16 protein-coding genes and 4 tRNA genes are annotated in these 20,117 nt (G+C 52.3%); 1 reads left to right on the forward strand and 19 read right to left on the reverse strand.

Translation table 11 applies throughout. The annotated features are described in order from the left end of the window. Positions 1-25: 25 nt before the first annotated feature. The 16 genes from rpsL to BLS94_RS05925 all read right to left on the reverse strand — a co-directional run bounded on the left by rpsL (position 26) and on the right by BLS94_RS05925 (position 17,094). The gene (gene rpsL / locus BLS94_RS05850; RefSeq protein ID WP_025042218.1) at positions 26-397 is read right to left on the reverse strand and encodes a 30S ribosomal protein S12; all 372 of its coding nucleotides are present in this window, start codon (positions 395-397) and stop codon (positions 26-28) included. Positions 398-914: 517 nt separating this feature from the next. Further along, entirely contained in the window at positions 915-2,327 is a 1,413-nt protein-coding gene (locus tag BLS94_RS05855; protein WP_090958446.1) for an aspartate aminotransferase family protein, read from the reverse strand. Positions 2,328-2,405: 78 nt separating this feature from the next. Further along, entirely contained in the window at positions 2,406-6,635 is a 4,230-nt protein-coding gene (rpoC, locus tag BLS94_RS05860) for a DNA-directed RNA polymerase subunit beta' (RefSeq protein WP_072767131.1), read from the reverse strand. A gap of 94 nt (positions 6,636-6,729) precedes the next feature. After that, entirely contained in the window at positions 6,730-10,803 is a 4,074-nt protein-coding gene (gene rpoB / locus BLS94_RS05865; protein WP_090958449.1) for a DNA-directed RNA polymerase subunit beta, read from the reverse strand. Between the two features lie 172 nt (positions 10,804-10,975). Further along, on the reverse strand, positions 10,976-11,356 hold the full coding sequence (gene rplL / locus BLS94_RS05870) for a 50S ribosomal protein L7/L12 (RefSeq protein WP_090958453.1): 381 nt from the start codon (positions 11,354-11,356) through the stop codon (positions 10,976-10,978). A 56-nt stretch (positions 11,357-11,412) separates the two neighbouring features. Beyond that, a complete protein-coding gene (gene rplJ, locus BLS94_RS05875; RefSeq protein ID WP_090958456.1) occupies positions 11,413-11,937 on the reverse strand; it encodes a 50S ribosomal protein L10 in 525 nt (174 codons plus the stop codon). Positions 11,938-12,350: 413 nt separating this feature from the next. Continuing rightward, complete coding sequence (rplA, locus tag BLS94_RS05880) at positions 12,351-13,043, reverse strand: 50S ribosomal protein L1 (protein WP_090958459.1); 693 nt, start codon at positions 13,041-13,043, stop codon at positions 12,351-12,353. After that, on the reverse strand, positions 13,044-13,475 hold the full coding sequence (gene rplK / locus BLS94_RS05885; RefSeq protein ID WP_090958462.1) for a 50S ribosomal protein L11: 432 nt from the start codon (positions 13,473-13,475) through the stop codon (positions 13,044-13,046). Between the two features lie 104 nt (positions 13,476-13,579). Continuing rightward, positions 13,580-14,113, reverse strand: coding sequence for a transcription termination/antitermination protein NusG (gene nusG, locus BLS94_RS05890; RefSeq protein WP_025042210.1), 534 nt, complete (start codon positions 14,111-14,113; stop codon positions 13,580-13,582). Beyond that, positions 14,113-14,457: a preprotein translocase subunit SecE gene (secE, locus tag BLS94_RS05895; protein WP_072767137.1), complete on the reverse strand. Its 345-nt coding sequence runs from the start codon at positions 14,455-14,457 to the stop codon at positions 14,113-14,115. The genes nusG and secE overlap by 1 nt, the downstream gene beginning before the upstream one ends. A gap of 169 nt (positions 14,458-14,626) precedes the next feature. Next, a tRNA-Trp gene (locus BLS94_RS05900) sits at positions 14,627-14,702 on the reverse strand. A gap of 54 nt (positions 14,703-14,756) precedes the next feature. After that, a complete protein-coding gene (gene tuf, locus BLS94_RS05905) occupies positions 14,757-15,947 on the reverse strand; it encodes an elongation factor Tu (RefSeq protein WP_090958465.1) in 1,191 nt (396 codons plus the stop codon). A 40-nt stretch (positions 15,948-15,987) separates the two neighbouring features. Then, positions 15,988-16,062 (reverse strand) — tRNA-Thr (locus BLS94_RS05910). Positions 16,063-16,150: 88 nt separating this feature from the next. Continuing rightward, positions 16,151-16,224 (reverse strand) — tRNA-Gly (locus tag BLS94_RS05915). Between the two features lie 159 nt (positions 16,225-16,383). Further along, positions 16,384-16,468 (reverse strand) — tRNA-Tyr (locus BLS94_RS05920). Positions 16,469-16,629: 161 nt separating this feature from the next. Beyond that, positions 16,630-17,094: an FKBP-type peptidyl-prolyl cis-trans isomerase gene (locus tag BLS94_RS05925; protein ID WP_090958473.1), complete on the reverse strand. Its 465-nt coding sequence runs from the start codon at positions 17,092-17,094 to the stop codon at positions 16,630-16,632. Positions 17,095-17,222: 128 nt separating this feature from the next. On the opposite strand from BLS94_RS05925, the gene BLS94_RS05930 reads away from it, so the two are divergent. After that, on the forward strand, positions 17,223-17,672 hold the full coding sequence (locus BLS94_RS05930) for a YbaN family protein (protein WP_090958476.1): 450 nt from the start codon (positions 17,223-17,225) through the stop codon (positions 17,670-17,672). A 126-nt stretch (positions 17,673-17,798) separates the two neighbouring features. Here the strand turns inward: BLS94_RS05930 and BLS94_RS05935 are convergent, their stop codons facing one another. The 3 genes from BLS94_RS05935 to BLS94_RS05945 all read right to left on the reverse strand — a co-directional run bounded on the left by BLS94_RS05935 (position 17,799) and on the right by BLS94_RS05945 (position 19,981). After that, positions 17,799-18,470: a YiaD family glycine zipper/OmpA-like lipoprotein gene (locus tag BLS94_RS05935; RefSeq protein WP_090958479.1), complete on the reverse strand. Its 672-nt coding sequence runs from the start codon at positions 18,468-18,470 to the stop codon at positions 17,799-17,801. 106 nt (positions 18,471-18,576) lie between these two features. Next, positions 18,577-19,497, reverse strand: coding sequence for a site-specific tyrosine recombinase XerD (gene xerD / locus BLS94_RS05940; RefSeq protein WP_090958482.1), 921 nt, complete (start codon positions 19,495-19,497; stop codon positions 18,577-18,579). Continuing rightward, on the reverse strand, positions 19,484-19,981 hold the full coding sequence (locus tag BLS94_RS05945) for a methylated-DNA--[protein]-cysteine S-methyltransferase (RefSeq protein ID WP_090958485.1): 498 nt from the start codon (positions 19,979-19,981) through the stop codon (positions 19,484-19,486). Before BLS94_RS05945 ends, xerD begins: the two co-directional genes overlap by 14 nt. Between the last annotated feature and the right edge of the window lie 136 nt (positions 19,982-20,117).

Below are 20,117 nucleotides of genomic sequence, written 5' to 3' on the forward strand. Positions count from 1 at the left end.
GCTCGACGCTCAACCGCTCTTAAGCCTATTTCGGCCTCTTGGCGCCATATTTGGAACGACTCTGTTTGCGATCTTTTACTCCGGCAGTATCCAGACTACCCCTTACGGTGTGATAGCGAACGCCCGGCAAATCCTTGACGCGGCCGCCACGAATCAGCACTACGGAGTGTTCCTGAAGATTGTGTCCCTCTCCGCCGATGTAACTGGACACCTCAAAACCGTTAGTCAGACGAACCCTCGCCACCTTGCGCAAAGCCGAGTTCGGCTTTTTTGGCGTAGTGGTATAGACTCGGGTGCATACCCCCCGTTTTTGGGGACTATTTCCCAGCGCTGGAACCTTGCTCTTCACACGTCTCGCCGCACGAGGCTTGCGTACTAACTGACTGATTGTCGGCATTTTATTCTCTACAAAATCGGGATGGCAATATAGCCGTCCCGCTGGCAATATGAAATTTTCTATCCTTCCGCGCCAGATATTTTTATCCAGGGACGGCTAAAAAACTGCGAATTCTAGGGGGTTTATCATGTGATGTCAAGCTAAAGTCTTTTTTGATTTCTGGTGAAAATACAATTCTTAAAACCTTAAACGTCTGTTCCCAAATGGTCTTTGGGCATCCCTCTTACTCTTATTTGGCTAACCGGCATGCGGATGACCGAAAGGCTTTCTGGCAGGACGATGCATTTCATGGTATAGCTGCCGACAGCATAACGGCGGCGCGCCTGTGATCTGATCGCGCTTATAGTTGCCAGACGATGCACCAAATGGTATATCTATCAGGCGCTTGCGGCTGAACACGCCTACTTCAGCAGTCACCCCACATTCGCCAGAAAGCCAGACTCGGTGTTTGCGGGCGTCCGTATGGATGATCTACACGGAACCGAGTCGCGGCATATCCAGTATCCGGTATTTAACGTCAGGTGGAGGCAGCGCGAACTTCGCGCCGCTTTGCGGTAAGCGCGTGGTTGCCCAACTTCTTCAATACCTCCCACGCCGGTCCGGGAAACTTGTGCAATTTTACCATCACATCCTCGAGCGCTTCCAGGAACCAATCCACATCAGCTTCGCTGATATTCAAGGGTGGAAGAATTTTTACGATGGGCATGGCGTGTCCCGCTACCTGAGTCAAGATATGATGATCGTCCAGGAGTGGAAGAACGATCGCTTGGGCGAAGAGATTCTCATCCATCTTGTTGACCATAGCCCAAGCCGCCCTGAGAGACATCGATTCAGGTTGACCGAACTCAATGGCGATCATTAGGCCACGTTGACGCACCCCCTTCAGAAATTCGAAGCGGGGCACCATCGCCTCGATACCCGTGCGAAAACGCGCACCGAGCTCAATGGCCCGATCCGTAAGCTTCTCATCGTCCAGAACGCTGAGCGAGGCCAGGCCCGCCGCCATTGCCATATTACCCATACCGAACGTCGAAGCATGAACAATCGCCCGATGCATGCCATCGTAAACACTATCATAAACAGCGCGGCGCGTAATAGTCGCACCGAGCGGGATATAGCCACCCGAAAGCGCTTTGGAGAGACAGATGATATCAGGGCGGAGTCCCTCGACCCATTGGCTGGCCAGAAAGCGCCCTGTGCGTCCCATGCCCGATTGAACTTCGTCACAAATCAATAAGGTGCCGTATTTCCGACACAACTCCTGAGCGCCGAGGAGATATTCGTTACTGGCGATATTAACGCCCTTGCCCTGAATAGGCTCAAGGACAAAGGCAGCAACATCGCCCCGGGCAAGGCGTGACTCAAGACCCGCGAGATCCCCAAGATATACTTCCGAGCTACCGGGAAGCATCGGCTCGAAACCCCTCCGGAAACTCGCTTCTCCATTTAGAGATAGCGCCCCCATGGTCAGACCATGGAAGGCTTTAGCAAGATGAGCGGTGCAGGGCCGCCCTGTATAGGCACGCGCGAATTTGATCGCTGCTTCGATCGCTTCGGTTCCCGAGTTGCTGAAATAAACAGTGTCCAGACCAGGCGACATGCGTTTCACGAGTTCGCGTGCCAGCGCAGCCGCAAGGGGTGGTGCGTCGAAACCGATCCATCCGGGGAAATCGGAGTCCAGCACCTGCTGCAAGGCGCCGCGAATGGCAGGATGACGGCGTCCAAAATTGAAAACACCCCAGTTGGTCAGGAAATCAAGGTAGCGCGTACCGTGCTCATCCCAAAGATAAGGCCCCTCGCCTCTCACCCACGTTCGATTGAAACCGAGTGTGCGTAAGACTTTGACGAATACCGGATTTACATAATCTTCGTAGAGCTCGAAGTTTTTGCCACGTGTCTCGGCAATTATCGCGTCAATATCAATGGGCATAATTAAGTTTTCCACCAGACACAAATATGATGTTGGCGTTATCTCGCATGGCAGTCGCTGATCCAATCCCTTTATTCGTTAGACAGTATATCCACTATTCCGCATTTCTCCTGCATCTTCCTCTCCCAAACCTATCTTCTCTCCTGCATTTAACAACAGTTTCTGTTTCTTGCGGGTATTATGGAAGGCAAGGCCCGTGCCTGCAGGGATAAGCCGACCGACGATAACATTTTCTTTTAAGCCTCGCAGGTCATCCCGCTTGCCCATGATAGCCGCTTCGGTTAGCACACGCGTGGTTTCCTGAAAGGAAGCCGCGGAAATGAACGAATCGGTGGAAAGCGACGCCTTGGTGATGCCCAGAAGCATGAATTCATAGGACGCCGGTTGTTTGTCCTCGGCCACCACCCTTTCGTTTTCCGACAACAGGTCCGCCCGTTCAACTTGCTCACCTGGAATAAAGCGTGTATCCCCCGCATCCACAATTTGTATACGCCGCAACATCTGGCGCACGATTACTTCGATGTGCTTGTCATTGATCTTGACACCTTGCAGTCGATACACATCCTGGACCTCGTCAGTGATATAGCGTGCAAGCGCTTCTACGCCTAGCAAGCGGAGGATATCATGCGGATCGGCGGGCCCATCGACGATGCTCTCCCCTTTATTCACGACTTGTCCATCGTGGGCTGTGACGTGCTTTTCCTTGGGGATCAAATACTCATGCGAGATCCCGTCCAGATCGGTAATTACCAGGCGCTGTTTACCTTTGGTATCCTTGCCGAAGGACACGATACCGGTGACCTCCGCCAACACGCCAGCATCCTTCGGAGAGCGCGCTTCAAACAATTCCGCGACACGAGGCAGGCCGCCGGTGATGTCGCGCGTTTTTGAACTTTCCTGCGGGATACGAGCCAGTACTTCGCCCACGCTGACCTGTTGCCCATCCCGGACCGTAATAACGGAGCCGATCTGGAAGGTGATGCTGACCGATAAAACGCTACCTGCGAGCCGCACTTCCTTTCCCTCTTCATCCAGAAGCTTCACCATCGGACGCAAACCCTTCGTCTGCACCACGCCACGCCGCTTCGGATCAATCACTACAAGCGTAGATAAACCAGTTACTTCGTCTATCTGCTTGGCCACCGTCACGCCTTCTTCCACGTTCTCGAAGCGAATCTTGCCGGCGTATTCTGTAATGATGGGGCGGGTATGCGGATCCCACGCTGCCAAGACCTGCCCCGCTTTGACCACTTCACCGTCGCGGATCAGCAATGTCGCTCCATAAGGCGCTTTATGGCGTTCACGCTCGCGGCCGTTATCATCATGTACCACTACTTCGCCGCTCCGGGAAATTGCGATCAGCTCGCTGCGCGAATTGGTAACGTAACGCATGGTTGGGGAATAACGCACAATACCGTTGGACTTGCTCTCGACCTGGCTTGCTACAGCAGTTCTGGAAGCAGCGCCCCCGATGTGGAATGTGCGCATCGTGAGCTGAGTACCTGGCTCACCAATTGACTGGGCAGCAATTACCCCCACGGCTTCACCTACGTTCACGGGAGTGCCGCGTCCCAGGTCACGTCCATAACACTTGGCACATAAACCATAACGAGTTTCGCAGGTCAGCGGAGTACGTACTTTTACCTCATCTATACCCAATGCTTCAATGGTATCGACCGCGCTCTCGTCCAGTAGCGCGCCGGCCGGATAAATCACGGCTTGATGCTCCGGGTTGATTACATCGTTTGCGACTACCCGCCCAAGTATGCGTTCTCGTAGTGCTTCAATGACTTCGCCACCTTCGACCAAGGCCTTCATTACGACGCCATTACTTGTGCCGCAGTCGTCCTGGGTCACCACAAGATCCTGCGTCACATCGACCAAGCGACGGGTAAGATAACCGGAGTTGGCGGTCTTCAATGCGGTATCGGCCAGACCTTTGCGTGCACCATGCGTTGAAATAAAATACTGCAGCACGTTCAACCCTTCGCGGAAGTTCGCCGTGATGGGCGTCTCGATGATCGAACCATCAGGCTTGGCCATCAAGCCACGCATGCCCGCCAATTGGCGAATCTGTGCAGCGGAACCCCGCGCACCCGAGTCCGCCATCATATAAATCGAATTGAAGGATTCTTGCGTCAGTGCCTTGCCTTTCTTGTCTTTTTTGACTTCTCCGGTTTCCAGATCGATTATCGGCTCAACTCCCAACTGATCCATCATGGCTTTAGCGACCTGATCGCCAGCACGACCCCATATATCCACTACCTTGTTATAGCGTTCGCCCTGTGTCACCAAACCTGAAGTGTACTGAACCTCAATCTCCTGCACTTCCCTTTCCGAAGCGCCGATAATGTCATTCTTCTGTACCGGCGTCAGCATGTCGTCCAGGCAGATCGATATTCCTGCGCGTGTTGCGTAAGTGAACCCCGCATACATCAATTTGTCCGCAAAAATGACTGTTTCGCGAAGTCCGCAGCGACGGAAGCTGGCATTAATGAGCTTGGAAATCTCCTTCTTCTTGAGCACTTTGTTCATCAGCGGAAAAGGCAACCCGGCGGGGAGAATTTCAGACAGCAGCGCTCGCCCAACAGTGGTGTCATAACGCGTAGTTTTCTCATGACGTTCGCCATCGGCGTCTACGTCATACTCCTTGATTCTCACCGTAATTCTGGCATTCAGTTCAATTATGCGGCTCTCGTAGGCCCGAGAAACTTCGCTGATGTTGGAAAACATCATACCTTCGCCGCGAGCATTGATCTTTTCCCGTGTGGTGTAGTACAGCCCCAACACGATATCCTGAGATGGCACGATGACCGGCTCTCCATTTGCCGGCGACAAGACATTGTTGGTCGACATCATGAGCGTGCGACATTCCATTTGTGCTTCCAGCGATAACGGCACGTGGACCGCCATCTGGTCACCGTCGAAGTCGGCGTTGAATGCCGCGCATACCAATGGATGCAACTGGATTGCCTTGCCTTCGATCAACACCGGTTCGAATGCCTGAATTCCAAGCCGATGCAATGTAGGAGCCCGGTTCAGCATTACCGGATGCTGGCGAATAACGTCCTCAAGAATATCCCAAACGACAGGGCTCTCGTTTTCCACCTCGCGTTTGGCCGCTTTTATGGTGCTCGCGATACCCATTATTTCGAGTTTATTGAAGATAAACGGCTTGAACAATTCCAGTGCCATTTTTTTCGGCAAGCCGCATTGGTGCAATTTGAGCTGCGGGCCCACCACAATTACCGAGCGTCCGGAATAATCTACACGTTTACCCAGCAGATTTTGGCGGAACCGTCCTCCTTTGCCCTTGATCATATCGGCAAGTGATTTTAGCGGCCGCTTGTTGGCGCCGGTCATGGCTTTGCCACGACGGCCGTTATCCAGCAACGAATCAACCGCCTCCTGCAACATGCGTTTCTCGTTGCGCACGATGATTTCCGGCGCCTTCAACTCAAGCAAACGCTTCAAGCGATTGTTGCGGTTTATAACGCGACGATACAAGTCATTCAGATCAGAAGTGGCGAAGCGTCCGCCGTCCAGCGGCACCAACGGGCGCAACTCGGGCGGCAGCACGGGCAGGACCGCCAAAACCATCCACTCCGGTTTAATCCCGGACTTACAGAATGCCTCCAATACTTTCAGGCGCTTGGAGATTTTCTTCATCTTCGTTTCGGAGCCGGTTGTACCCATCTCGCGCCGAAGATTATCAATCTCAACACGAATGTTGAGATTGCCCAATAAATCGCGCACACCTTCCGCACCCATGCTCGCACGAAAATCGTCGCCATATTCTTCCGTTTTGGCGCGATAGTCGTCATCCGTCAAAAGCTGACACCGCTGAAGAGGCGTCATGCCGGGATCCGTTACCACATAAGCTTCAAAATAGAGTACACGCTCGATATCACGTAAAGTCATATCCAGAACCATGCCCAAGCGGGATGGCAACGATTTCAGGAACCAGATATGCGCTACCGGCGAAGCCAGTTCGATATGACCCATACGCTCGCGCCGAACCTTCGACAGCGTAACTTCCACACCGCATTTCTCGCAGATAACACCACGATGTTTCAGACGTTTATATTTTCCGCACAGACACTCATAATCCTTTACCGGGCCGAAGATCTTTGCGCAGAATAGGCCATCTCGTTCCGGCTTGAACGTACGGTAATTGATGGTTTCCGGCTTCTTGACTTCACCATAGGACCAAGAGCGTATTTTCTCGGGAGAAGCCAGACCGATCTTGATCGAATCGAACTCTTCCTTCTGGGTAACCTGTTTGAATAAATCAAGCAGTGCTTTCATTTGTCACTCCTGTTGATCAGGGATCGATACATAAAATTTCCCGTGGAAAAGCGAGGAAAAAAGTAACTGTTCTCCGTACCTCTACACAACATGGCTAATGCCGATCCAAATCAATATCCATTGCCAGTGAACGGATTTCCTTCACCAGTACGTTGAATGATTCCGGCATGCCTGCGTCGATCTTATGGTCGCCCTTGACAATGCTCTCGTACACCTTTGTGCGCCCATTCACATCGTCGGACTTGACCGTCAACATTTCCTGCAAGGTATAGGCGGCGCCGTATGCTTCCAGTGCCCATACTTCCATTTCACCAAAACGCTGACCGCCGAACTGAGCCTTACCGCCGAGAGGCTGCTGAGTTACCAGACTATAGGGGCCGGTTGACCGCGCATGCATTTTATCGTCCACCAGATGATGCAACTTCAACACATGCATATAGCCCACCGTCACGGGGCGGTCGAACGCCTCACCGGTTCGGCCGTCATGAAGCGTCACCTGACCGGATCTTGGGAAGCCGGCAAGCTCCAGCATATCTTTGATTTCGTGTTCGGTAGCGCCATCGAACACAGGGGTTGCGAACGGCACGCCATCCACGAGATTTTCTGCCAAGTCGAGGATCTCCACGTCCGTAAGCGAAGCGATATCCTCTTGCTTACCACTCGTGTTATAGATCTTGTCGAGAAAATCCCGGATCTCGGCGGTCCGGCCGCCCGCGCGAAGCATATCGCCGATCTTCGTTCCCAATCCTTTCGCTGCCCATCCAAGATGGGTTTCCAGAATCTGGCCCACGTTCATGCGCGACGGTACACCCAAGGGGTTCAGTACTACATCGACCGGCGTGCCATCTGCCATGTAGGGCATATCTTCTACCGGCACTATCTTCGAAATAACACCCTTATTCCCATGGCGCCCAGCCATTTTATCTCCCGGCTGGAGCCGCCGCTTTACGGCGACATAAACCTTAACCATTTTCTGAACGCCTGGCGGCAATTCATCACCTTGCGTAAGTTTCTTTTTCTTCTCCTCAAAAGCGTCATCGAACGCTTTGCGTTTCTGGGCCAAACCTTCCTCGATCTGTTCGAGCTGCAGGCTTGCCTCTTCATCAGAAAGACGAATGTCGAACCAGTGATGCGGATCGATGCTATCGAGATATTCCTTGGTGACAGGTGCGCCCTTGACGAGCTTTTTAGGCCCGCCAGTTGCAACCTTACCCTTGAGCAAGCGCTCGATACGCTCAAATGCGTCCCCTTCCACAATCCGCATCTGGTCAGCCAGATCCTTCTTGTATCGCTTCAGCTCATCATCGATGATCTGCTGGGCGCGCTTATCACGTTCTATACCTTCCCGGGTAAAGACCTGCACATCAATGACTGTACCGGAAATACCTGATGGCACCCGTAACGACGTATCCTTGACGTCAGAAGCTTTCTCGCCAAAAATAGCGCGCAGAAGCTTTTCTTCAGGTGTCAATTGAGTTTCGCCCTTGGGGGTGACCTTTCCTACCAATACGTCGCCAGCCTCTACTTCCGCACCGATATGAACGATGCCAGAAGCATCCAGACGTCCGAGTTGTACTTCCGACAGGTTGGAAATATCACCTGTGATTTCTTCCGTTCCCAGTTTTGTATCACGGCTCACCACCGACAGTTCTTCGATATGGATAGACGTGAAACGATCATTGGCAACGATACGCTCGGAGATGAGAATCGAATCCTCAAAGTTGTAGCCATTCCACGGCATAAATGCCACCAGCATGTTCTGCCCCAGCGCCAGTTCACCCTTGTCCGTGGAGGCGCCATCCGCCACCACATCGCCACGCGCAATGATGTCGCCTACTTTCACCAGTGGCCGCTGGTTAATATTGGTATTCTGGTTGGAACGGGTGTATTTGATCAGATTGTATATGTCCACACCCACTTCACCCACGCGGGTTTCAATATCATGTACCCGAACCACGATACGGCTCGCATCCACATAATCCACGATGCCGCCTCGCACCGCCTTTACCGCTGTTCCTGAATCCACCGCCACTACCCGTTCGATACCGGTGCCAACCAGAGGCTTCTCTGCGCGCAGGCAGGGAACCGCCTGCCGTTGCATGTTGGAGCCCATCAGCGCGCGATTGGCGTCATCGTGTTCCAGAAATGGAATCAACGACGCTGCTACCGACACGATCTGAGCGGGCGCCACATCCATGTACTCGATCCGGTCCGGACTTGAAAGCGTAAATTCGTTCTTATGACGACAGGAAACAATGTCGTTGGTAAAATTCCCATTGCTATCCAGCTCTGCATTTGCCTGGGCAATCACAAATTGACCTTCTTCAATGGCCGACAGATAGTCAATCTCTTCGGTTACATGGCCGTCCTTCACTTTACTGTACGGGGTTTCCATGAAGCCATATTCATTGGTCCGGGCATACAGCGCCAATGAATTTATCAGCCCGATGTTGGGGCCTTCCGGTGTTTCAATCGGACATACCCGACCATAGTGAGTGGGGTGTACATCGCGCACCTCAAATCCTGCCCGCTCGCGCGTCAACCCGCCCGGGCCCAACGCGGACACACGGCGTTTATGCGTGATTTCCGAAAGCGGATTGGTCTGGTCCATGAATTGCGATAACTGGCTGGAACCAAAAAACTCCCGCACCGCAGCCGATACCGGCTTCGCGTTAATCAAGTCATGCGGCATCAGATTATCTGACTCGGCTTGGCTGAGCCGCTCTTTTACCGCTCTTTCGACCCGCACCAGGCCAGAACGAAATTGATTTTCCGCCAGTTCACCGACCGAGCGCACACGACGATTACCCAGGTGATCGATATCGTCGATTTCACCACGGCCATTGCGCAGTTCGACCAGAATCCTGATCACTGCAATAATGTCGTCATTAGACAACGTTGTAGAACCATCCAGTTCAGTCTTGCCTATGCGGCGATTGAATTTCATCCGCCCCACCACTGAAAGATCATAGCGTTCGGGTGCGTAGAACAATCCGTTGAACAACGCCTTGACAGCGTCTTCGGTAGGTGGTTCACCGGGACGCATCATCCGGTAGATGGCTACCTGCGCGGCCATCTGGTCCGCGGTCTCGTCTATTCTCAGTGTTTGCGATATATAAGCGCCCTGATCAAGATCGTTTGTATAAATGGTGTGGATTTCTTTTATATCCGCCTCTCGCAGTTTAGCGAGCAGAGTTTCCGTGATCTCGTCGTTGGCAAGCGCCAGGACTTCACCTGTTTCCTTATCCACCACATTATGGCCCAATATGCGGCCTAGCAGAAAGTCTTCCGAAACCGCAAGTTTATCTATGCCGGCTTGCTGCATTTCACGAACGTGCTTGACGGTGATACGCTTGTCTTTCTGGACAATAATTTTGCCGCTTTTGGATACGATATCGAAACGGGCGGTATCACCACGCAAACGTTCCGGTATCAATTCAAACAGGATACCCTTCTGCGGCAGGTGGAAGGTATCAAATGAAAAGAAACCCGCAAGAATTTGCTCTGGCGTATAGCCTATTGCTTTGAGCAAAACAGTAATTGGCATTTTACGACGGCGGTCGACGCGGAAATAGAGATAGTCCTTGGGGTCAAACTCGAAATCCAGCCAGGAACCGCGGTAGGGAATAATGCGCGCAGAAAAGAGCAGTTTACCGGACGAATGCGTTTTACCCCGATCATGCTCGAAAAATACCCCGGGTGAGCGATGCAGTTGAGAGACGATTACACGCTCTGTTCCATTGATAACGAACGAACCTGTGGTGGTCATGAGCGGAATCTCGCCCATGTAGACTTCCTGCTCCTTTACCTCCTTCACGGTTGGCTTGGAAGCCTCCTTATCCATGATCGTCAAGCGGACTTTTGCCCGCAAGGGAGAAGCGTAGGTAAGGCCACGCTGCTGACATTCCTTGACGTCAAACGGGGGCATGCCAAGCACGTAATTAACGAAGTCGAGGCGGGCATTCTTGGAATGGCTCTCGATCGGAAAAATCGACATAAACGCGGCCTGCAATCCCTCAGTGGCGCGAAAATCAGGGTCGACTTGAGCTTGCAGAAAAGCTGCGTAAGACTCGATTTGAGTAGCGAGAAGAAAGGGAATCGGCAAAACGCTGGCGCGCTTTGCGAAACTTTTCCGAATACGTTTTTTCTCGGTAAACGAATAGCTCATGGAATCTCTCCGGGGGGGTCAGAAGACAGATGGACAGAAAATTGGAGCAGAGTACCTGGTTTTAGCTACCGTGCTGAGTGTTCTGGCGCATAAAAATGCGGAAATCCGAACGTTAAAATAGCCAGTATCTGACGGCGTCTTTCACGCCGCCAGCTGGTCTTATCGTTTTATCTTATTTAATTTCGGCAGTTGCGCCGGCTTCGGTCAACTGTTTCTGGATGGCTTCCGCATCGGCTTTGGCGATACCTTCCTTGACTGCTTTGGGTGCGCCGTCCACCAGATCTTTCGCTTCTTTCAAGCCCAGTCCGGTAACCGCGCGTACTACTTTGATCACGTTTACCTTGCTATCGCCCACGGCAGTCAGCATTACGGTAAATTCCGTTTGCTCCTCCACAGCCGCGGCAGCAGCACCGGCGGCGGGAGCAGCCGCCATGACGGTAGCGGCGGCGGCGGAGACACCAAATTTCTCTTCCATTTCCTTAATCAGCTGAGAAAGTTCCAGCACGGTCATATTTGCAATCGATTCTAAAATTTCTGCTTTGGCTATCGCCATGGTTTTCTCCTGATAATTAACCTGATTGATTACGATCTCGAAATACTAATACCGGACTAGGCGGCTTGTTTCTGGTCACGGACGGCTGCAAGGCCGCGGACAAAACGGGTAGGCACTTCGTTGAGGGTTCGAACAAAATTAGTGATGGGCGCTTGCATCGTACCTAACAGTTTTGCAAGCAGCTCGTCACGGCTTGGGAGAGAAGCAAGGCTTGCGACGTCATTGCTGGACATCAGCAAATTAGCCATGGCGCCAGCTTTGATCACCAATTTATCATTGGTCCTGGAAAACTCGTACAGCACCTTCGCCGCCGCAACCGGGTCACTTCCGATACCATAGACAAGCGGACCGACCATATGCCCGGAAAGCTTCGAAAATGGTGTATCTGAAATTGCTCTACGCGCTAGCGAGTTTTTGACGACCCTAAAATATATTCCCGATTGACGCGCCTTCGCGCGCAATTGCGTCATATGTCCAACGGTAAGACCACGGTACTCCGCGATAATGATTGCCTGCGCATTCGCCACCTGAGCGCTTACTTCAGCGATTACTGCTTTCTTTTCTTCCAAATTTAGACTCAAGGGCATTCTCCATCAGTTAAAATGCGACGCGAGCTCAGCTTGTGGTATTGGTAAGCTCATAAAACTCAGAACCAAAACCCGACAACCTACTCAACTATCGCGAACTGGCGACCTTAAATCAGGAGCTCAATCTGTTCCTGTTTTGGGGCACGCCATCTGCGCTGGGTGCCTGAGATGGAGAAAAACAGAAGCGAAAGCGATGCAAACGCTGCTGAGCCTCTCTCCCATCTCTATTTGCAATTAAGTTCCAAGCAATAGTTTGCATTCAATAGACTGATTCACAGCTTATCGTTACGCTCTGCCATTGCTCAACAACCCCAACGGTCTTTGACAACCCGCCGAACAGATACAACACGCTAGATACAGCATGCCTTTCCGGCGGCCCAAAGTCTTACAAATAAATCCATTAAAACTTAACGCATGTTAGCCTGATCCACTCGGACGCCTGTTCCCATGGTGCTGGAAACCGAGATCTTTCTAAGATAAACGCCTTTGGAGGCGGCGGGTTTAGACCTGTTGAGCGCATCCACCAGCGCCAGCATATTTTGTATCAGCGCGTCCACGGTAAATGATGCACGGCCGATAGTGCACTGAACGATGCCAGCTTTATCAGCACGATATTGCACTTGGCCCGCCTTGGCGTTTTTTACCGCACCCGCAACATCCGGAGTCACCGTGCCCACCTTGGGATTGGGCATCAACCCGCGCGGCCCCAGTATCTGCCCCAATTGTCCAACAATGCGCATGGCATCAGGGCTTGCGATAGCCACATCAAAATCTATGTTTCCTGCTTTGATCTGTTCCGCCAGATCTTCAAACCCGACAATATCCGCGCCGGCTGCAAGAGCCTCCTTAGCCTTATCACCCTGGGCAAATACCGCTACTCGCACTGTTTTGCCAATGCCCGCGGGCAGAACCACTGAACCACGAACAGCCTGGTCGGATTTCTTTGCATCAATACCTAAATTGACAGCCACATCGATAGACTCGTCAAATTTTGCGGTGGCGGTTTCCTTGATGATCTTGAGGGCGTCCGGCAGGGGATAAAACTTGCTGCGATCAACTTTTTCAATAATCGCCTTGAAACGTTTAGATACCTGCGCCATTTATATGCCCTCCACTTCGACGCCCATGCTGCGGGCACTGCCGGCAATAGTGCGCACCGCGGCGTCCATGTCGGCCGCTGTCAGATCCGGCGTTTTTATTTGTGCGATTTCTTCTGCCTGTTTCCGCGTCAACCGACCTATTTTATCAGTATGAGGCTTGGGACTACCCTTGCTGACGCCCACTGCTTTCTTTATCAGAACGGTCGCCGGCGTGGTTTTCATGGTGAAAGTGAAGCTCTTGTCGGCGTAAGCGGTTATAACAACCGGTACCGGCAGCCCAACTTCCATTTTCTGGGTCGCGGCGTTAAACGCCTTACAAAATTCCATGATATTCAACCCTCGCTGGCCAAGCGCAGGGCCTATCGGTGGACTCGGGTTGGCTTTGCCTGCCGCCACTTGCAATTTGATATAGCCGACTATCTTCTTTGCCACAATAACTCTCCTTTTGGGTACAAGCGAACGTTAAGCTCTCCCCGCGTTAACAACAAACAGGGCAGCGTACTCAATCCTGAGCGCCAACCCATTCCATTCCGTATCTAGGCTTTTTCGACTTGGCTGAAATCCAGTTCCACCGGCGTCGGCCGGCCGAAAATAGAAACCGATACCCTGATTTTGCTCTTGTCATAATTGACATCTTCCACGTTACCGTGGAAATCGGTGAACGGCCCTTCCTTGACGCGAACTGCCTCGCCCGTTTCAAAAAGAACCTTAGGCTTGGGTTTCTCCACCCCTTCCTGAATCTGATGAAGGATATTCTGCACTTCCTTGTCGCTGATGGGTGTCGGCTTCATGGCCGAACCCCCGATAAAGCCCGTCACCTTGGCCGTATTTTTGACCAGGTGCCATGTCTCGTCGGTCATCTCCATCTCGACCAGTACATAGCCAGGAAAAAATTTCCGTTCGCTGAGATTCTTCTGGCCGCCTTTCATCTCAATGACTTCTTCTACCGGAACAAGTATCTGTCCAAATTTTTCCTGCATTCCGGCACGATTAATTCGTTCCTTCAACGCGCGCTGCACACCCTTCTCGAATCCGGAGTAGGCATGAACCACATACCACTTCTTATCCATCACCCCTCCTGTCCCATCAGATATTTCACCGCCATCAACAAGCCCGCGTCCACCATCCATAAAAACAGAGCCATTACCAGAACAAAACCAAAAACTATTCCGGTAGTTTGCATCGTCTCTTTACGGGTCGGCCATACAACTTTCCGGGTTTCTTCCGATGACTCTCTACTGAACGCATAGAACTGTTTGCCTTGGGTAGTAAACCAGACCACCACCGCCGCAAGAACGATACCAGCGAGTACGGAAATGACGCGTATTACCATGGCACTTTCGCGCAGGTAATAGAAACCGGCAATACCCGAGATCAACAGCAGAAGCGCGAATCCCAACTTGATCTTATCCACTACTCTATCCCACTCTGCCTGTGATACTTATCAGTAAATGAAGCGGTGCAGGAGCTGATCATACAATTGCAACCTCAGCTCTTCATGCAATGTGTTGGTGGTATTATGAAGCTTTGCTTCCCTAGAAAAATATGCAGTAAGCTATGATTTTCAATAGCATCTCTTAGGGTGGCAGGCCAGGAGGGCATCGAACCCCCAACCTTCGGTTTTGGAGACCGACGCTCTGCCAATTGAGCTACTGGCCTGTATTTCGGACATGAATACAAAGGTCTTCAACGTTTGGAACGGGCTCGGCGACGTCACTCGATAATCTTTGCCACCACGCCTGCGCCAACGGTTCTGCCGCCCTCGCGAATGGCAAAACGCAGACCTTCTTCCATCGCAATCGGCGCAATCAGGTTGACCATCACGGAGACGTTGTCGCCAGGCATGACCATCTCGGTGCCCGCAGGCAATTCAATCGCACCCGTTACGTCGGTGGTGCGAAAGTAGAACTGGGGCCGATAGCCCTGGAAAAATGGGGTGTGACGCCCACCTTCTTCTTTGCTCAGTACGTATATCTCGGCGGTGAATTTGGTGTGAGGGTTGATGGTGCCAGGCTTGGCCAATACCTGGCCACGCTCGACGTCTTCTCGCTTGGTGCCTCGCAGCAATACGCCAACGTTGTCGCCGGCCTGCCCCTGGTCCAGCAGTTTCCTGAACATTTCCACGCCAGTACATACTGTCTTGATGGTGGGCTTGAGTCCCACTATCTCGATTTCCTCGCCTACCTTGACGATGCCGCGCTCTACACGTCCAGTGACTACGGTGCCGCGACCGGAGATGGAGAAAACGTCTTCCACCGGCATCAGGAAGGGGCCGTCTATCGCGCGAACAGGCTCAGGAATGTAGCTGTCGAGCGCATCCGCCAGCTTGAATATGGAGGGCTCGCCTATGTCGCTCTGATCGCCTTCAAGTGCTTTGAGGGCAGAACCGATGATGATGGGGGTGTCGTCTCCCGGAAAGTTGTATTTGGACAACAGTTCCCGTACTTCCATTTCCACCAGTTCCAGCAGTTCGTCGTCGTCTACCATGTCCGCTTTGTTCATGTAGACAACTATGTAGGGAACCCCTACCTGACGCGCCAGAAGTATGTGTTCGCGGGTCTGCGGCATCGGCCCGTCCGCAGCCGATACGACCAGTATCGCGCCATCCATCTGCGCAGCACCGGTAATCATGTTCTTGACGTAGTCGGCGTGGCCCGGACAGTCAACGTGCGCATAGTGACGCTTCACCGTCTCGTACTCTACGTGCGATGTGTTGATGGTGATGCCCCGCGCCTTCTCTTCCGGCGCCGAGTCAATCTGCGCGTAACTCTTCGCCTCACCACCAAACTTCTTCGTCAATACCATGGTGATCGCCGCCGTTAATGTGGTCTTGCCATGATCCACATGCCCTATCGTGCCAACGTTTACGTGCGGCTTCGTCCGCTCAAATTTACTCTTTGCCATGATCGTTCCTTTTTAAAGCACCTTTTATATTCACGTCCTATGGAGCCCATGGCCAGGATTGAACTGGCGACCTCTCCCTTACCAAGGGAGTGCTCTGCCACTGAGCTACATGGGCAAGCGTCTTCCTGCCTAAAACCTGTCACTCGCCTTCAGTATCCTGCAATAATTTTGCCAACACTTTTAGCTTTTCTCTGGCCCGAATCTGGAGCGGGTGAAGGGAATCGAACCCTCGTCGTAAGCTTGGAAGGCTTCTGCTCTACCATTGAGCTACACCCGCATCTAGCCATCGATCTGGATTGAAGCGCCCAATCAACTCATCAGAGAAAAGGCGTCGCGCACCACCATGCGTCGCCCGCTATCTAAAACCGGGCTCATCAGGATTGCAGAAGTTGCCAGCGCCTCGCAGCCCTGCCATACCTGTATACACCACCTGATTTGGTGGAGGGGGAAGGATTCGAACCTTCGAAGGCAGAGCCGTCAGATTTACAGTCTGATCCCTTTGACCGCTCGGGAACCCCTCCAAACGAAACTGCCAATTGTGAATGCTTTAAGTTGATAAGTCAATGTGCATTTCAGGGTTTTTTGCTTGGCAACGGCGGATATTCAAGACAGTGAATAGCCTGATTCAATCACCCTGAATTAATCATCTTGATAAGATGGCAACACCTCATCGCCGGGATAATCAGTGTGTAGATCCTTGGCGCAAACCTAATAGCTCAACCTCAAAAATCAGCGCCGCGTTCGGTGGAATGACCTTACCCGCCCCTTGTGCGCCATAGGCCATATCGGCGGGAATGATCAAAGTTCGTTGCCCCCCCACCTTCATGCCGGCCACACCTCGATCCCAGCCTTTGATTACGCGGCCCGCGCCCAGCAGAAACGAAAAAGGCGTGCCGCGATCACGCGAGCTATCGAATTTTGTTCCTTTTTTATCAGCCGCGCTGGGATCGTAAAGCCAGCCGGTATAATGCACTTCAACCGCCTTGCCGACGACCGCCTCTTCGCCAGTACCAATTTTGGTATCTTCTTTTATAAGTTCGGTCACGTTGGACGCTCCTTGCCTGGTTTCAGAAAATGCAGCCTGGGGCAATAAAACCATGCCCAATAGTAGTATGCTCAAATTGATCAGTGTGTTTACTTTAGACATGATTGCCCCAAGAATTGAATTAGTATTTGGACGCCCTCAAACTTTATTATACCGGCTAACCGCCCACGGCTTGATAAAAGAGCGATTAAATTTTTAAACTCGTCAACATTTCCATTAAACCCACGCATATGCAAGAGCGTTTGAACGATGAGGTATGCCAGGAACAGCAAGAGCCGTCGTTGATGCGGTTGCACGATTCGCCTGTCGTACGGTATCTCTACCTGGCAGCGGGGTTCGCTGCGCTGATACTTGCTGTGGCAGGCGTAGTGCTGCCGATATTGCCTACCACTCCTTTTGTACTACTGGCCGCGGCCTGCTTCGCGCGCAGTTCGAAACACTTCCATGACAGGCTTCTGGCTAATCGCGTTGCAGGTCCGATCATCCGAGAGTGGGTTGAACATCGTAGCATTCCACGGCGGGTGAAGCGCTGGGTTTACTTCCTGCTGGCGATATCATTCGGCAGTTCCATTCTGATGATGCCATCTGTCTGGCATCAGGTGATGCTGGCTATGCTGGGTATTATCCTGGTTGCATTTATCTGGCGCATACCCGTAAGGGATTTGCCTACCGGTCCATGACATCTCACAGCCAATAGCGCCCCATGGAGGACTGGTGCTTTCAATTCGAGCTCTCCAAGGCGTAAGAGACGATACAACCAGTTCCATTTTATCCACGGGTTTATTGCGTTGTAAACGCCGGCGGTCCTACTCTGAAGCGGCTTGCGGCTCAGCGACAAAAATTTCAACACGACGGTTTTTAGCTCTGTTTGCGGGCGTATCGTTGGCGACTAGAGGCTCACGCGAACCACGACCATCAATATTGATGCGATTCGAAGAAACGCCCCGGCTCACCAAATAATCCCGCGTGCTGGCCGCGCGGTTTATAGATAAGGGATTATTGATTGCATCGCTACCCGAGTTGTCGGTATGTCCAATGATCGTTACCTGGGAAGCAGTATTATTGCTCAGGCTCGTCGCAAAGCTATCCAGTACCGGTTTGAAATCATATTTGATCTCCGCGCGGCCGGTATCAAATGAAATATCGCTGGGGATATCCAGCTTCAGGCGGTTATCCGATGTCTTGACGACTTGTACACCCGTACCGGAGGTAGCTTGTTCCATATCCTTTTTTTGCTGTTCCATTCTTCTGGACCATACATTCCCGGCAATAGCCCCAAGACCGGCACCCGCAGCCGCGCCAATCGCCGCACCCGTCCCTTTGCCTGCAAGAACGCCAATTATTGCGCCTGTACTCGCACCGATCCCTGCGCCTATAGCCGTGTCTCGAGCTCTGTTATTCTGCGTTTCGGGCGTACTAGCACAGCCACCCATTGTCAAGACCAGCGCCATGGAAATAATTGATAATTGATTACGCATGATTTTCCCCTTATTTGTCGGTAAGTTATGTGGAGTGCAGATAATTTCTGCATATCAGCAACTCGCTTAAGCTAACTCTAGCAGAGAATGGGCGAAAAGCTATCAATCATCCTCGTGAATGATGCAGGGCATGAATACGCTTCAACCGTTCGCGCGCCACGTGAGTATAGATTTGCGTGGTGGAAATATCTGCATGGCCCAGCAGCAATTGCACAACGCGTAAATCAGCACCATGATTCAGCAGATGCGTAGCAAAAGCATGGCGCAATGTGTGTGGCGATAGCGGCTTGGCGATACCGGCCTGCTGCGCATAACGTTTGATCAGATACCAGAAAGCCTGGCGTGTCATGGCCGAGCCACGGGTGGTGACGAACAGCGCGTTACTCAATCTCCCTTTCAGTAACCCCGGTCTAATCTCTCTAGTGTAGCGAGCTACCCACTCTAGCGCGTCCTCACCCAAAGGCGCCAGCCGTTCTTTTCCGCCCTTGCCGATCACTCGTACAATGCCCATGTTCAGGCTGATTTGCGGGCTTTCCAGACTGATCAGCTCGGATACGCGGAGTCCGCTCGCGTATAGCACTTCAAGCATGGTGCGATCACGCAATCCTAATGGAGTCTTGACGTCGGGCGCATCAAGCAATGCTTCCACATCCGCCTCAGTAAGGCTCGAAGGCAAATTACGGGGCAGTTTGGGCGTATCGATATTGAGACTTGGATCAGTCTGAATTCTTCCCTGGCGTAACAGGAAACGGTAGAACCGCTTTAAACTCGACAGTTCGCGGCTGGTGGTGCTCGCCTTCACCCTGGCGGAAACCTTACAGGCAAGAAACTCCAGCAGATCGGGATGCGTCGCCGCTACCAACAAGCTATCATTCTGTTTTCGCTCTTTCTGCTTGGCAAGCCACTGGCTGAATTGTTGCAGATCGCTGCGGTAGCTTTCCAATGTATTACGTGACAAACCGTCTTCCAGCCACAAGGCATCCGAGAATTCGTCCAGCAAGCATGAGTCAAGCTCAGGCACCTTCATGGTGCAATAGCCAGCGCTTGATAGTAAGCGGGACGCCGTCGCTCGCATTCATAAACCCCCCCAGCCCGCCGTTTTTTGCAATAACGCGATGACACGGAATAATTATCGGCAGCCGGTTGGCTCCGCATGCCTGCCCAACGGCACGCGGGGCAGAATGCAGTTGTGCAGCGATATCGCCATAACTGCGGGTGGTCCCGCTGGAAATATCCTGAATGGCACGCCATACCCGGCGCTGATGGACAGTGCCGCCAATGTGCATCGATAGATTGAATACAAAGGCCGGATCAGCCAGATACGCCTGCAGCTGCTCGCAGACTTCCTTGGCCAAAGCGGTACGCGGCGCAAGTAAAGGCGTGTCGACGGGCAGGTATGCTATATCGGTGAGCCAGTCTTCTTCGACGCGAAGACCGAGTACGGCAAATGGGGCAGCAAGCTTTGCCTGATAGTTGTTTGCTGATTTTTGAACAGCCTTAGGCTTCATCATGACAATATTGAGATCGCTTATTCATCTTGCTTACCGCCGCCTGGGGCAGAGAATTCAGTAGTCATAGAGGCTTTGTAAACAGCTGTAACAGTTTTCTGTCCGCTTTGACTTTATGCGGACAGTCCGGCGATAATCA

Origin of the sequence: Nitrosospira sp. Nsp18 (genome assembly GCF_900103145.1) — a bacterium.
Taxonomy (GTDB): Bacteria; Pseudomonadota; Gammaproteobacteria; order Burkholderiales; family Nitrosomonadaceae; genus Nitrosospira.

Bases quoted from the DNA above. Each gene is read 5' to 3' on its own strand.
- rpsL (WP_025042218.1), bottom strand. From the start codon at position 397: ATGCCGACAATCAGTCAGTTAGTACGCAAGCCTCGTGCGGCGAGACGT.
- BLS94_RS05855 (WP_090958446.1), bottom strand. From the start codon at position 2,327: ATGCCCATTGATATTGACGCGATAATTGCCGAGACACGTGGCAAAAAC.
- rpoC (WP_072767131.1), bottom strand. From the start codon at position 6,635: ATGAAAGCACTGCTTGATTTATTCAAACAGGTTACCCAGAAGGAAGAG.
- rpoB (WP_090958449.1), bottom strand. From the start codon at position 10,803: ATGAGCTATTCGTTTACCGAGAAAAAACGTATTCGGAAAAGTTTCGCA.
- rplL (WP_090958453.1), bottom strand. From the start codon at position 11,356: ATGGCGATAGCCAAAGCAGAAATTTTAGAATCGATTGCAAATATGACC.
- rplA (WP_090958459.1), bottom strand. From the start codon at position 13,043: ATGGCGCAGGTATCTAAACGTTTCAAGGCGATTATTGAAAAAGTTGAT.
- nusG (WP_025042210.1), bottom strand. From the start codon at position 14,113: ATGGATAAGAAGTGGTATGTGGTTCATGCCTACTCCGGATTCGAGAAG.
- tuf (WP_090958465.1), bottom strand. From the start codon at position 15,947: ATGGCAAAGAGTAAATTTGAGCGGACGAAGCCGCACGTAAACGTTGGC.
- BLS94_RS05925 (WP_090958473.1), bottom strand. From the start codon at position 17,094: ATGTCTAAAGTAAACACACTGATCAATTTGAGCATACTACTATTGGGC.
- BLS94_RS05930 (WP_090958476.1), top strand. From the start codon at position 17,223: ATGCAAGAGCGTTTGAACGATGAGGTATGCCAGGAACAGCAAGAGCCG.
- BLS94_RS05935 (WP_090958479.1), bottom strand. From the start codon at position 18,470: ATGCGTAATCAATTATCAATTATTTCCATGGCGCTGGTCTTGACAATG.
- xerD (WP_090958482.1), bottom strand. From the start codon at position 19,497: ATGAAGGTGCCTGAGCTTGACTCATGCTTGCTGGACGAATTCTCGGAT.
- BLS94_RS05945 (WP_090958485.1), bottom strand. From the start codon at position 19,981: ATGATGAAGCCTAAGGCTGTTCAAAAATCAGCAAACAACTATCAGGCA.